This is a genomic window from Apilactobacillus quenuiae (assembly GCF_002994005.1).
In the GTDB taxonomy this organism is placed as follows: Bacteria; Bacillota; Bacilli; order Lactobacillales; family Lactobacillaceae; genus Apilactobacillus; species Apilactobacillus quenuiae.
Map to the genome: position 1 here is coordinate 103,112 of NZ_POSN01000004.1, position 13,719 is coordinate 116,830.

General features: G+C 30.0%; 11 protein-coding genes, 1 pseudogene and 1 other annotated feature. Of the genes and pseudogenes, 8 read left to right on the forward strand and 4 right to left on the reverse strand.

The window, feature by feature from the left end; all coding sequences use genetic code 11:
• The first annotated feature begins 86 nt into the window (after positions 1 to 86).
• Both C7N44_RS06490 and C7N44_RS06495 read left to right on the forward strand, forming a co-directional pair.
• Complete coding sequence (locus tag C7N44_RS06490; RefSeq protein ID WP_105957103.1) at positions 87 to 1,184, forward strand: SLC13 family permease; 1,098 nt, start codon at positions 87 to 89, stop codon at positions 1,182 to 1,184.
• Between the two features lie 75 nt (positions 1,185 to 1,259).
• On the forward strand, positions 1,260 to 2,045 hold the full coding sequence (locus C7N44_RS06495) for a glucose-1-dehydrogenase (RefSeq protein ID WP_105957104.1): 786 nt from the start codon (positions 1,260 to 1,262) through the stop codon (positions 2,043 to 2,045).
• A gap of 61 nt (positions 2,046 to 2,106) precedes the next feature.
• Here C7N44_RS06495 and C7N44_RS06500 read toward each other — a convergent pair whose 3' ends face one another.
• The gene (locus C7N44_RS06500; protein ID WP_105957105.1) at positions 2,107 to 3,438 is read right to left on the reverse strand and encodes an MFS transporter; all 1,332 of its coding nucleotides are present in this window, start codon (positions 3,436 to 3,438) and stop codon (positions 2,107 to 2,109) included.
• 148 nt (positions 3,439 to 3,586) lie between these two features.
• Here C7N44_RS06500 and C7N44_RS06505 point away from each other — a divergent pair, with 148 nt between their 5' ends.
• Complete coding sequence (locus C7N44_RS06505) at positions 3,587 to 4,468, forward strand: magnesium transporter CorA family protein (RefSeq protein WP_105957106.1); 882 nt, start codon at positions 3,587 to 3,589, stop codon at positions 4,466 to 4,468.
• Here C7N44_RS06505 and C7N44_RS08025 read toward each other — a convergent pair whose 3' ends face one another.
• Positions 4,469 to 4,612 carry a hypothetical protein gene (locus tag C7N44_RS08025; RefSeq protein ID WP_157945060.1) on the reverse strand — a complete coding sequence of 48 codons (144 nt, stop codon included), beginning with the start codon at positions 4,610 to 4,612 and terminating at the stop codon, positions 4,469 to 4,471. It abuts the gene before it with no gap.
• Between the two features lie 195 nt (positions 4,613 to 4,807).
• Here C7N44_RS08025 and C7N44_RS06510 point away from each other — a divergent pair, with 195 nt between their 5' ends.
• Both C7N44_RS06510 and C7N44_RS06515 read left to right on the forward strand, forming a co-directional pair.
• On the forward strand, positions 4,808 to 5,683 hold the full coding sequence (locus C7N44_RS06510) for a GRP family sugar transporter (protein ID WP_105957107.1): 876 nt from the start codon (positions 4,808 to 4,810) through the stop codon (positions 5,681 to 5,683).
• Positions 5,684 to 5,832: 149 nt separating this feature from the next.
• A complete protein-coding gene (locus tag C7N44_RS06515) occupies positions 5,833 to 7,023 on the forward strand; it encodes an aminotransferase-like domain-containing protein (RefSeq protein WP_105957108.1) in 1,191 nt (396 codons plus the stop codon).
• 60 nt (positions 7,024 to 7,083) lie between these two features.
• Here C7N44_RS06515 and C7N44_RS06520 read toward each other — a convergent pair.
• Positions 7,084 to 8,292: pseudogene (locus C7N44_RS06520) on the reverse strand (serine hydroxymethyltransferase).
• Positions 8,293 to 8,320: 28 nt separating this feature from the next.
• On the opposite strand from C7N44_RS06520, the gene C7N44_RS06525 reads away from it, so the two are divergent.
• Complete coding sequence (locus tag C7N44_RS06525) at positions 8,321 to 8,623, forward strand: hypothetical protein (protein ID WP_105957109.1); 303 nt, start codon at positions 8,321 to 8,323, stop codon at positions 8,621 to 8,623.
• A 35-nt stretch (positions 8,624 to 8,658) separates the two neighbouring features.
• On the opposite strand, the gene asnS is transcribed toward C7N44_RS06525, so the two are convergent.
• Positions 8,659 to 10,047, reverse strand: a complete 1,389-nt coding sequence (asnS, locus tag C7N44_RS06530) for an asparagine--tRNA ligase (protein WP_105957110.1) — start codon at positions 10,045 to 10,047, stop codon at positions 8,659 to 8,661.
• A 60-nt stretch (positions 10,048 to 10,107) separates the two neighbouring features.
• Positions 10,108 to 10,322, reverse strand: a binding site (T-box leader).
• A gap of 156 nt (positions 10,323 to 10,478) precedes the next feature.
• Here asnS and C7N44_RS06535 point away from each other — a divergent pair.
• Positions 10,479 to 10,790, forward strand: coding sequence for a heavy metal-binding domain-containing protein (locus C7N44_RS06535; protein WP_105957111.1), 312 nt, complete (start codon positions 10,479 to 10,481; stop codon positions 10,788 to 10,790).
• Positions 10,791 to 10,968: 178 nt separating this feature from the next.
• Positions 10,969 to 13,623, forward strand: a complete 2,655-nt coding sequence (locus C7N44_RS06540; RefSeq protein ID WP_105957112.1) for an HAD-IC family P-type ATPase — start codon at positions 10,969 to 10,971, stop codon at positions 13,621 to 13,623.
• Positions 13,624 to 13,719: the final 96 nt, after the last annotated feature.

Consider the following 13,719-nt stretch of genomic DNA (forward strand, 5'->3'; position numbering starts at 1 on the left):
AAAGAAAAACTATAAAATATTAGAATAAATGTTAAATTATATACAAAGACAAAAAATTGCAATCTAAGAATGGGATGATTTTATAAATGAAAAAAATTAAAGACAATATTTTACATGACCCAATACTTAAAATTGTCACTATAATACTCATTATCATGATATTTATTGGTATGCCTAGAATAAATGATATTAACTTTACTACCATTTTAACTTTATTTACGATGATGATGTTAGTCTCAATTATTAAGGATCTAAGTATTTTAAATTTTTTCAGTAATTATATAATTAATATTTCACATAGTATCCGACAAGTTGTGTTTTTGATGACAATACTTTCTTTTTTTGGATCAATGTTAGTTACAAATGATATTGCAATTATAACTTTAGTTCCTTTATACATAGAAATTGCTGCTAATCAAAATTTACCAATTCCATATCCAGTGACATTAATTACAATTGCTGCTAATCTAGGTAGTTCTGTAACACCATTTGGTAATCCACAAAATGTTTTTTTACTATCATACTACCATTTATCAATTAATCAATTTTTTAATCCGGCATTTATAGTACTATTGCTAGGAATAATTATTTTATTAATTTTACTATCATTTGTCAGCAATAAAAAAATGAATTCAAACAATTTATCAGTAGTTCATTTGAATTATAGAAAATGCTTTCCTGTCATTATATTAATTATCTTTATTTTTCTTGGCATATTTTCAATTATCAATCTATGGATTCCATTTTTAATAACATTAATTTATGGTAGTTATATTAATCGTTCAACAATAATTAATGTTGACTATTCATTATTACTATCATTTATTGGATTCTTTTTGATTGTTGGTATTTTAAGTCGAAATCAATTAGTTATTAGTAATTTAAGCCTTTTATTAAAAACACCACATCAGGTGTTTTTTTCTGGGGCATTAATTAGCCAAATAATTAGTAATGTTCCGGGATCTGTTTTAATTGCTAAATTTACACGTGATTTTTATTCATTATATTTGGGCGTTAATATTGGAGGCTTAGGTAGCTTAGTTGCATCTTTAGCAAATTTGTTAGCCTTTAAGCAAATTCAAATATATTCAAATAAAGATAGTTGGTCATTTCTAAGAATTTTTACATTTACTAATGTAGTTTTATTATTATTAACAATGATAATAATTAGTTTTTTAATTTAGAAACTAATTATTAACGTTTTTTAATAATTTATGTAATAATTTAAATAGTAAGCGTATTAGAGAGGAATGATTTTAATGTATACAGATCTTAAGGGAAAAGTTGCGGTTGTTACTGGTGCTTCAAAAGGTATTGGTAATGCTGTTGCTATTCGTTTAGCAAATGAAAATATGAAATTAGTATTTAATTATAATTCTGACGAAGCGGGAGCTCAAAAGGCTGTCGATCAAATTAAGCATGAAGGTGGCGATGCTGTTGCTGTTCAAGCAAACGTTGCTAAGGAAGAAGATATTCAAAAGCTAGTAGATACTGCTGTTGAACATTTTGGTACTTTAGATTTATGGATTAATAATGCTGGTATGGAAAAGGAAGCTCCAACCCATAAATTATCATTAGAAGATTGGAACAAGGTTATTAATGTGAACTTAACTGGTACTTTCTTAGGTACTAAGGCTGCTTTAAACTATTTCTTGGATAATAATAAGCAAGGTAACATTATTAATATGTCTTCTGTACATCAAAAAATTTCTTGGCCACACTTTGCTGACTATTCAGCTTCAAAGGGTGGTAGTAAATTGCTTACAGAAACAGTTGCTAAGGAATATGCCAATAAAAATATTCGTGTAAATGCAATTGCTCCAGGAGCCATTAATACACCAATTAATGCTAAAAAGTTTGCTGATCCAAAGACTTATGCAGAAACTGCTGAATTAGTCCCAATGGGTCGTATTGGTAAACCAGAAGAAATTGCCGCTGCTGCTGCATGGTTAGCATCTAACGAATCATCATATGTAACTGGTGATACAATTTTTGTTGATGGTGGTATGAAATTATATCCAGCATTTAACAATGGTCGTGGATAAAAATAGACGATAATCTTATTACAAAAAAGGTTCACTGAATGCAATCAGTGAACCTTTTTGTCTATAGTGCTTTGAATCCAAAATCTTTGGGTTGTATTAATACTTCAATAATTGGATAAATCATTAAAATTCCTAAGAAAATAAATCCATATTCATATGCAATATTAGTTTTCATAAAAGTTGATAATGCTGATATAATCACTGTGATAATTGAAACTCCTAATCCTTGCGCCATGGTTTGAAGGACTGAACTTAGGGTATTAGCAGAATTTCTTTCGTCCATAGGAATCTCTGAAAAAGTAACAGCATTATAACAAGTTAGTGCCAACGATCGTCCGCAACCAGATAATAATGCTAATAATGCAATTATTATTCCGTTTGTATTTGGACGAACTAATGAAATTAATGAAGTACTAATAGCGACAGTAATTAATGCTAAAATTAATGACCATTTATATTTAATAGTTTTAATTATCATATTAGTAAATGGTTTAATTCCAATATTACCTATAAATACAAAGATTACATAGTATCCAGCAGTTAATGCAGACCAATGGAATACGGTTTGTAAATAAATAGTTAATAAATATGGCAATGCTCCAACTGACAACCATAGAAAGGTGCCACCAGTTTGATAAATTCTAAATGAGCTTACTTTCAATGCTTTTATTTCAAATAATGGTTCATCTGTTTTTGATAAATGGTATCCGACTAATAAAATCATTAATAAACCAATTATGACTAAAGCACCTGATAGTGGCCATAAATATTTACCATAAGTTGCCATTTCTGCACCAATTAAAATTAATCCAGATGATACAGCAATTTCAATAAATCCTAATAAATCAAATTTACTACGTATTTTCTTATCATCCTTTTCAATTAATTTGTGTCCGATTACTACTGCAACTAATCCAATTGGAATATTAAGTAAGAATATCCATTGCCAACTAAGATATTTAACAATAAAACCTCCTAACATAGGAGCAATTGCAGGTGCAATCAAAGCGGGCCAAACTAAATAATTAGCCATTTTTAGCAATTGATTGGAAGGTGTTTTTTCTAACATAATTAATCTAGCAGTTGGTGTCATTAATGAACCAGCAAATCCTTGTACAAAACGACTAATTAATAAGAAAGAAAACGTTGTAGCAATTGCATCTCCCAATGAACTAAGCACAAATAGTGAAGTTGCTAATATCCAAGCATTCTTTTTACCAATTCTTTTAGCAATCCATCCACTTAAAGGGATAAAAATAGCCATAGTAATAAAATAAATACTAACGGTTAACGATAAAGAACTAGTCGGCACTTTCAAACTTTTTCCGATATATGGTAGAGCAGTTGTTAAAATAGTGGCGTCTAAAAACTGCATAAACAAGCTTGATGCCATTAAAATGGCGACTTTTTTATAATTATTAATATTAAGCCAAATCCTTTCTTCATAATGATAAAAACATATATAATATATTGTATCAGTACTTAAATTTTACTATCAATTATTTAAGTTAAAATAATTATATAAAAATGAGGGATTATATTTGAAGAAAGTACATAAACTAATTGATTCTACTTGGATAGAATTAGTTGATGCCAATACTAAAGAGGTAGTTAATACAATTGATGATTACAAACTACCTAACATATTAAAGGGGTATATGCTTGATATTCATGAACATTCTCGTTTTGAATATGATTCTGTCAAAAAATACTCAGTTCTGATTGCACGCGCATTGATTAGCGGCCAAGATGAAAATGTTGATACTTCTCCGGTAGTTGCTGCATTTACTGATGATGTAATTATAACTAAAAGTGATTCTAGATATCGAGTTAAACAACAAAGTAGTTGTAATAAGTTTGATGTTATTTTTAGTATCTTACAAAGAATTAACAAGCCTTATATGAATAAATTAGATGAAATTAACGAAGACGTTGAACATTTGCAAGGGCTACGTAGATCCGTTAATAATAAGCAACTTAATGAAATTGCTATTTTAAAAAATGATTTAGTATATTTAAAGTCCTCTACAGCTGCAAATATTATGGCTATTAATCAATTACAAAAGTCGAGCGATAACTTTGTGGTTCCAATTACCTTTAATAACCATCAAGATCAACATATTGACGATGTTGTTGTTGAATATAAAGAGTGTAAGTATATGTTTGATGTTAATGATGAGATTGTCAGTCAAATTGAAGATACCTATAGTAATATTATTAATAATAATTTAAATGAAACTATGAAAATTCTTACTATTTGGTCTTTGATATTAGCTATTCCACCAATTATTAGTGGATTTTATGGAATGAATGTTGGCTTACCTTTTGCTAATAGTAGTTGGTCGTGGTTGTTTACAGTGTTTATCACATTTGTGATCATTTATCTAATGATACATTATTTAAGAAAACACCATGACCTATAATTATTTCCAAACAAATTCAGTTTGATGATCTGGATTTGTTCTTTTTATTACTTGATTTTGATCTTTAGTATTAATGAAGGAAATAAATATTATTAATGAAATGGTAGTTACTATAATTATCTTTTTTATCATTATTTTATTCATTTTAATCACTTCCATATATTTTTTTATATTTTAAATTTAGTTACTTAAAAATAGCTTAAATGAAAATTAATGAAAGCGCTTTACTGAAATTGTAATTGAATGTATAATGATAAATATACAAAATGATATTTAACTTTAACTATAAAAAAGTGCATAATTAATTTTGTAATCAAATGAGAAAGAAGTGCTTCTAATATGAGTTTGAATATTTTAATCGGAATACTTCCTGCTATTATGTGGGGGGTTGGTCCTTTAATAGCCACTAAAATTGGCGGTCGTCCAATTGAACAAGTGGTAGGTACTGGATATGGACAAGTTATTGTTGGATTAATAATTTATGCGTTTACTAGACCTTCAATATCTTTCCAAGAATTTTTATGGCCTTTCTTAGGTGGAATGGCTTGGTCATTTGCTCAATTTACTCAATTTAGTTCTTTCCAAAAAATGAATGTTTCTTCAGCAATGCCTATTTCAACAGGATTACAATTAATTGAAATTCCTTTATGTGGTGTGATTTTCTGGGGTGAATGGGGATCTATTGATGCCAAGACAATTGGATTTATTAGTATTGCTTTATTAATTATTGGAGTATTTTCAACTAGTTATGTTGATAAATCAGTTTCTAGAGTCAAGATGGATTATAAAGCTGGAATTCCATTACTACTTATTGGATCTTTAGGTTACACTGCTTGTTCTGTATTTCCTAGAATTCCTAATGCTTCTGGAATTGTTGGCTTATTGCCCCAAACAATTGGTATGTGTTTAGGTGCTATTGTTATTTCATTTGTTATGAATGGTAATAGTAGTGTTCAATTAATCAAATCTAAATTTACTATCAAAAATGGAATCATTGGATTATTAGGTGGTTTAGGTACATTAGCATACTTAACTTCATTAAGCTTAAATGGTGTGGCAACTTCATTCCCATTAACCCAAATGAATGTGGTTGTTTCAACTATAGGTGGTTTATTAATCTTAAAAGAACACAAAAATAGAAAAGAATTATTATTTACAATTGCCGGTTTAGTAATGATTGTATTTGCTGCCGTTATGATTGGAAGATTATCATAAATTAGATTTATTAATTAGAACTGATTAATTTAATCAGTTCTTTTTTTATGTGTTAGTTTATTAATATTATAATAAGATTAAAAACAGATTGCATCATTTTAATGAATGTATTAATATATTCATTAAATTAAATGAATGGAGTGATTTATATGGATTTTCAATTTTCAAAACGTGTACCTAATTTAAATAATGACGTGGTTGGTGAAATTTTAAAAGTAGCGGGAGATCCTGATATCATTTCATTTGCTGGTGGTTTACCGGCACCAGAATTATTTCCAGTAAAACAAATGCAAAAAGCTGCTAACGAAGTTTTTGAACATGACGGTCAGGATGCATTACAATATACTGCATCTATTGGTAATCCTAAATTAAGATCATTAGTTAAAAATCGAATGCAAACACACAAACATATTAGTTGTGATGTGAATAATGTATGTATTACTACAGGATCAGAACAATCAATTGATTTAATTGCTAAAATGATGGTTAATCCTGGGGACGTTGTTTTAGTTGAAAAGCCTACATATCTTTGTGCATTAGATGTTTTTAGAAGTTATGGAGCTAAAATCATCGGTGTAGATATGGATGATGATGGGATGAAAGTTGATACCTTAGCAGATACTTTGGAAAAATATCCTGAAGCTAAGTTGATTTATACAATTCCTAATTTTCAAAATCCTACTGGACGTACAATGCCTGCTAATCGTAGAGAAAAAGTAGCTAATTTAGCTAGTCAATATGATGTGATTGTGATGGAAGATGATCCATATGGTGAAATTCGTTATTCTGGTAAAGCAATTAATCCAATCAAACATTTTGATCCAGATGGACATGTTATTTATATGAGTACTTTTTCAAAAATATTAGCTCCAGGAATGCGGTTAGGTTGGATTGTAGCTGATAAGAAGTTTGTGGATATGTTTGTTGTTATGAAACAATCAGCTGACTTACACTCTGATAACTTGTCGCAATATATCATCGCTAGATTCATGGAAGAAAATGATTTAGATGCACATATTCAAAAAATTCGTGATGTTTATTATAGTCGTGCTTCTATGATGATAAAAGAGATTGATGAACAGTTTCCTAAAGGGGTTAAACATAGTAACCCTGAAGGAGGAATGTTTATTTGGGTAGAAGTCCCCGGTAATATCAATACAATGGATTTATTTAATACTTGTGTTGAACATAACGTGGCATTTGTCCCAGGAGAACCATTTTATCCAGATGATGTTATTCCAGGAACTTTTAGAGTGAATTTCTCCAATATGAATGATAATCAAATTCATGAAGGAATTCGTAGAATGGCAGTTGCCATTGATGAGATGATGAATAAATAATATGTTTGTAAAAAAGACTACCTAAAATTAGGCAGCCTTTTTGTTTTAAAATAGATTTTTTTAAGTAATTGATTGGACTTCTTTTTTAGCTAATCTTAACGTTTCAGTATCTTGTTTTTCTAAAATTGCAACGATAATTTGAGCAATTCTTTCAGCATCCTTTTCATTAAAGTTATGACTAGTAATTGTAGGAGTACCAATTCGAAGTCCTTCCATTACATTTTCTTTTTCATTTGGCAATAATCCCTTATTGGTAGCGATGCCTATTGAATATAATAAATCAGCACCTTGTTCACTAGTTAAATTATTTTTTTGGATATCTAAGATTATTTCATGATTTTCAATAGAATTAGAAACCACTCTAATTTTCCTTGATTGATTAAATGTTTTCGTCATAGATTGAGCATTTAAAATAACTCTTTTGATATAATCTTTAAATCCTGGAGTCATTGCTTCTCTAAAAGCAATAGCTTTAGCTGCAACAACATGCTCTAAGGTTCCACTTTGTGATAATGGTAAGGCTGAATTATCTAACTTATCTGCATATTGACCTTTAGCAAGAATTAGACCTCCTCGTAGTCCGCACAAAGTTTTATGAGTAGTTGAAGTTACCACATCAGCTACTTCCTTCCATTGGATTATGATGTAAAACAGCAGTAACAAACCCAGCAATATGAGCCATATCAATCATTAAATATGCACCTACGGAATCAGAAATCTTTTTGAATTGATGCCAATCAATAATATGTCTATATGCTGACGCACCGACAATAATTAATTTTGGCTTTATATTTTGAGTAATTTTATTAATTTGATTGAAATCCAATCGTTTAGTTTGCGGATTGACACCATAAAATGAACAATTATATAGTTAACCAGAAAAATTGGTAGGCTGACCATGCGTAAAATGCCCACCAGCTTTTTCACTCATGGCTAAAATCTTATCGCCTGGATTTAATAATGCTGCATAAACAGCTTGATTAGCTTGAGTTCCTGAATGTGAATAAACATTAGCGTATTCATCATTAAATAATTTTTTTGCTCGTGTGATAGCAACCTTATCAATTTTATCGATGGCTTCATTACCAGTGTAAACACGTTTATTAGGTGAACCAACTGCATATTTATTGGTTAATATTCGCTCCTTGAGCATCCATTACTTCTTTAGAGACTATATTTTCCGATGCAATTAATTCAATTACATTTTCTTGACGGTTTTTCTTCACTAATCACTGCCCATATTTCTTTGTCTTTATGATTTTTATCCATTTATATTTTTATGAAAGAGGTGACTTAATTGTCTAATAATATTAAAATACTTGAAGCAAAGCAAGGCTTATTAAAAGTAAAATATCGCGGCGAATTTGGTTATTTTTTTCCTTCAACAAAGTTGGTTAAAAATGATGCTAAAATTAAATCTTTCAATGATGCGAAAAAAGAACTATTAGAAAAATTAAAATTAAGTAATGCTATCTTTGCACCAACTGAATTTGATATCGATAATCAATTGTTTATTATTCAAGTTATTAATCGTGATTTTAAGAATTATGGTATTTTTATTGTTGATAGTTTAGGCAAAATAAAAGAAGTAATAGATTAAAAATCTATTACTTCTTTTATTATCTTATTTAAAAATTAGAATGGTGCATTTCCTGGTTCACGTGGGTAAGGGATTACATCTCTAATGTTTTCCATACCAGTTACGTACATAACTAGTCTTTCAAATCCAATACCAAATCCAGAATGCTTAATTTCACCATATTTTCTTAGTTCAGCATACCAAGAATATTCTTCAGGTTTTAGCCCAAATTCATGAATTTTTTGGTCAAGTACATCTTCACGTTCTTCACGTTCGCTTCCACCAACAATTTCACCAATTCCTGGTACTAAACAATCAGATGCAGCAACTGTCTTACCATCATCATTATCACGCATATAAAATGCTTTAATATCACGAGGATAATCAGTTAAGAAAGTAGGACGCTTGTAAATATCTTCACACAAGTAACGTTCATGTTCAGATTTTAGATCCATACCCCATTTAACTGGAATATCAAATTTTTCACCTGATTCTTGTAGTAATTTAATTGCATCAGTATAAGTGACACGAGCAAATTCTTTGCCAGCAGTACCTTTTAGTTTTTCAATTAATCCAGGTTCAACATTTTTATCTAAAAATGCTAATTCGTCTTTAGCATGTTCTAGAAGGTAATTGATAACATATTTTAACAATCCTTCAGCACAATCCATCATACCGGGTAATCTAGTATATGCCATATCTGGTTCAATCATCCAGAATTCTGAAGCATGTCGAGGTGTATGTGAATTTTCAGCTCTGAAGGTAGGGCCAAATGTATATACATTCTTAAATGCCATAGTAAATGCTTCTTCTTGTAATTGTCCACTAACAGTTAAGTTAGTAACAGTTTTGAAGAAGTCTTTTGAGTTATCAACATTACCTTTATCATCTTTAGGTAAATTATTCATATCTAAAGTAGTTGCACGGAACATTGCTCCAGCACCTTCAGCATCACTACTAGTAATAATAGGGGTGTTAACATAAACGAAATCATTGTGTTGTAGATATTCATGAACAGCGAATGCTGCTAATGAACGAATACGAAAAACAGAATAGAAAGTATTAGTTCTTGGACGTAAATGCGCAATCGTTCTTAAGTATTCAAAACTTTGTTTTTTCTTTTGTAGTGGGTAATCAGCATTTGAATGACCAACCAATTCTACTTTTTGTCCATGAATTTCAAATGCTTGTTGAGCATCTGGAGTTTTAATAAATTCTCCTTCAACAGTAATTGTTGATGCAATAGGTAACTTGCTAATTTCTTCAAAGTTAGGATTATCTTTTTTTAAGATAACTTGAGCACTTCTGAAACATGAACCATCATTTAATTCAATAAAACTGATATTTTTTGATCCACGAATGGTTTTTACTGAGCCTTCAAGAGCAACTGTTGATTTGTCTTCAATGTCTTTGTCGTATAGATCAATAACACTTAGTTGTTGCATATAAATTACACACCTTTCTAATTTCATTAAATACGATAAAAGAAAAAGAGCTTTCATCCATCAAAGGACGAAAACTCTTTTCCGCGGTACCACCTAAAATGCCTTGTAAAAAGGCCACTCTTTCATGTAACGCACGAAAAACGTTTATTCCTACTTAAGGTTCGAAATAAAAACAAATAGGTGTTATTCCTAAATAACATCATTATTAAGCTCTCACTATCCTTAACTCGCTAAAAATTTGAAATTTAGTACTCATCCATATTTATAGTATTTAATATATAAACTTATTAACATTTAAATATTAACACTAAACAGTATCTATATACAATACTATTATTTTCAATATTTGTTATGAGTTGACTTATTGGGAAATTGTATTTTACTTCATTATAATTAAATTGTAATTAGAGATGTTTAGGAGATGTTTATTTATGTTAATTTCTACTACTGAGAATATTGGAACTAAATATGAAGTACTGGGAGAAGTTTTTGGTGTAACTACTCAATCAAAAAACGTAGGAAGCAACATTGCTGCTGGATTAAAGAATCTTGTTGGTGGCGAAATTAAAGGCTATACTCAAATGCTACATAATTCTAGAGAAGAAGCTATTCAAAGAATGAAAGATGAAGCAAAAAGTAAAAACGCAGACGCTATTGTTATGATGAGATTTGACTCAGGATCAATTGGTAATGATATGCAATCAGTTGTTGCATATGGCACAGCAGTCAAGTTTGTTCAGTAATGCTCATTTTATTATATTTAGCTATAAATTATATGATTAATAAGTTATAATATTATCGAGGTGATATAAAATTATGCTCATATTTTTTCATAGATTTATATCTTGTTTACCTTACTATCAATTGAAATAGTTTAATATAGTTTATTTAAATTGTACTAAATTGAAAAGGTAGATATAAATGAGTGATAAGGAAAATTATCAACTAACTGTTGATCAAATAATAAAGAAATTTGGCATCAAAAATATTAAAAATGGATTGAATGATGAACAAGTTCAATCTAAATTGAAAAAAAATGGATTAAATAAAATTGAAGTTGTAAAAGAGCCTAAGTGGAAATTGTTTGTTCGCCAATTTAATAATATGATTATTTATATTTTAATTGTTGCGGCATTGATTACATTACTAATGGGACACTATTCTGATGCTATGGTAATTGCTTTAGTGGTAATAATTAATGCTTTAATTGGTTATTATCAAGAGGCTAATGCTTCTGAAGCCTTGGAAAAGATTAAACAAATGTTATCAACCCAAGCAACCGTTTATCGTAATGGTAATCGTGACGATATTCCTGCAGAACAATTAGTATTAGGTGATGTTGTTTTCTTAGAAGCCGGGGATAATGTACCTGCTGATTTGAGAATCTTCGATGCTGATAATTTAAGAATTCAAGAAGCAGCATTAACAGGTGAACCCGACTCAATCGAAAAAATTGAAGGTGTTATTGATAAGGCTAAAACTCCCTTGGCTGAAAGAAAGAACATGGCATATGCTTCAACTTCAGTAACCTCTGGTAGCGGTAGAGGAATTGTTGTGGACACTGGTGTGAATACACAAATTGGTAAAATTTCTTCCGAGGTAAGTAATACCAAGTCTAGGAAATCTCCATTGATGATTGAATTGGATAAATTAGGTACTCAGATTACTTATGTAATCATAGCCGTTTCAATTTTGTTATTTATATTGGGATTATTTATGGGGACCTATTCATTGTCAGTTCTAGCTTTAGCGGTTGTCTCAATGTTAGTAGGTGCTATTCCTGAAGGCTTGCCAGCCACGACTTCAGTTGTTTTGGCAATGGGTGTTAGTGATATGGCTAAGAAGAAACATACAATTATTAAGTCATTACCCGCAATTGAGACTTTAGGATCAGTTGATGTAATTGCCACTGATAAAACAGGGACACTTACTAAAAATGAAATGACTGTTAAGAATATTATTGTTGATAATAAAAATTATGAAGTAACTGGTAATGGTTATGAACCAAGAGGTCAAATTAAATTTAACAATGAACCTATTGATATTAGTCCTAAGATGAAATTGTTCTTAGAATCTGGTTATGAAGCTAATGATACTATTCTAGATAATGATGAAGGTATGTGGGAAATTAATGGAGAACCTACTGATGGAGCTTTTCTAGCTTTATATCACAAAGTATTTAATTATCCCAAAGCACCTGACTATGATGAGGTGGATACGCTACCTTTTGACTCTGATTATCGTTATATTGCTAAATTAGTTCTTGATAAATATGGACAAAAGAAGATTTTTATTAAGGGATCTCCAGACAAGTTATTTAACATGACAAATAAGAATGATAGTTCATTTGACGAATCATTCTTAAATAAGCAAATTAACGAACTATCTAAGCAAGGAAAACGTGTGATTGCTGTTGGATATAAAGATGTTGCTGATGATGTAAACGAGATTACTCATGATATTTTAAAAGATGGAGTGACATTCTTAGGGTTAGCAGCAATCATTGATCCACCAAGAGAAGAAGTAATTCAAGCTCTTAAAGAAATGAATTCAGCTGGGGTTAGTTTGAAGATGATTACTGGTGATAATTCGATAACGGCTAAAGCTATTGGGGAGCAGTTAGGTCTAGCTGATAAAATTAGTGCAGTTACTGGTTCACAATTAGATGAAATGTCCAATGCAGAATTTAAAGATGCAGTATTAAATAACCAAGTATTTGCTAGAACTACTCCTAAAAATAAAATGGATATCATTAAAACACTTGAAGATGCCGGTAAAGTAACAGCGATGACAGGGGATGGAGTTAATGATGCTCCAGCTCTAAAGAAAGCTGACATTGGTGTAGCGATGGGAATAGAAGGTACTGATGTTGCTAAAGATTCTGCTGATATGATTTTAACCGATGATAATTTCAGTACAATGGCAGTTGCTATTAAAGAAGGTCGTCGTATTTATGACAACATTAAGAAAAGTATTTTATTCTTGTTACCAACTTCATTTGCTGAAGGCCTAATTATTGCATTTACTATTTTGATGAATAAAGAAATGCCATTGCAACCTACTCAATTGCTTTGGATTAATATGGTTTCAGCAATTACCATTCAATTTGCTTTCATTTTTGAACCAGCAGAAAATGGAATTATGAAACGAAAGCCTCGTAATAATCAAGATAGTTTATTAAATAAACATGATGTTTTTCAAATGACTTATATTTCATGTTTGATTGCAATCATGGGAATTGTAGTATTTGAATGGTTAACTGGGCATGGTTATGCTGAAGCCGTTGCAAGTACAATGGTTGTTAATGTCGTGGTGTTTGGAAAAATATTCTATCTATTTAACATCCGTACTAGCAAGCCAGCAATATCAAAAGAATTGTTTACTAATATGAAAGCTTTCTGGATTATTGGGTTAATGATTGTCTTGCAGTTAATTTTAACTTATGTTCCATTTATGCAATCCTATTTTTATACTGCTAATATTAGTTTATTAGATTGGTTAATTATTATTGCTTCTGGAGCTGTAATCCTAATTGTTGCAGAAATTGGCAAAATGATTCGGATGCGTTTAAAATAATGAAATGATCGATTTTTAAGTAACCACTATTAATTAGTGGTTACTTTTTATTTTGTAAAGGTTTAGATAAATTATTAAACTTTTATAGTTTACTTT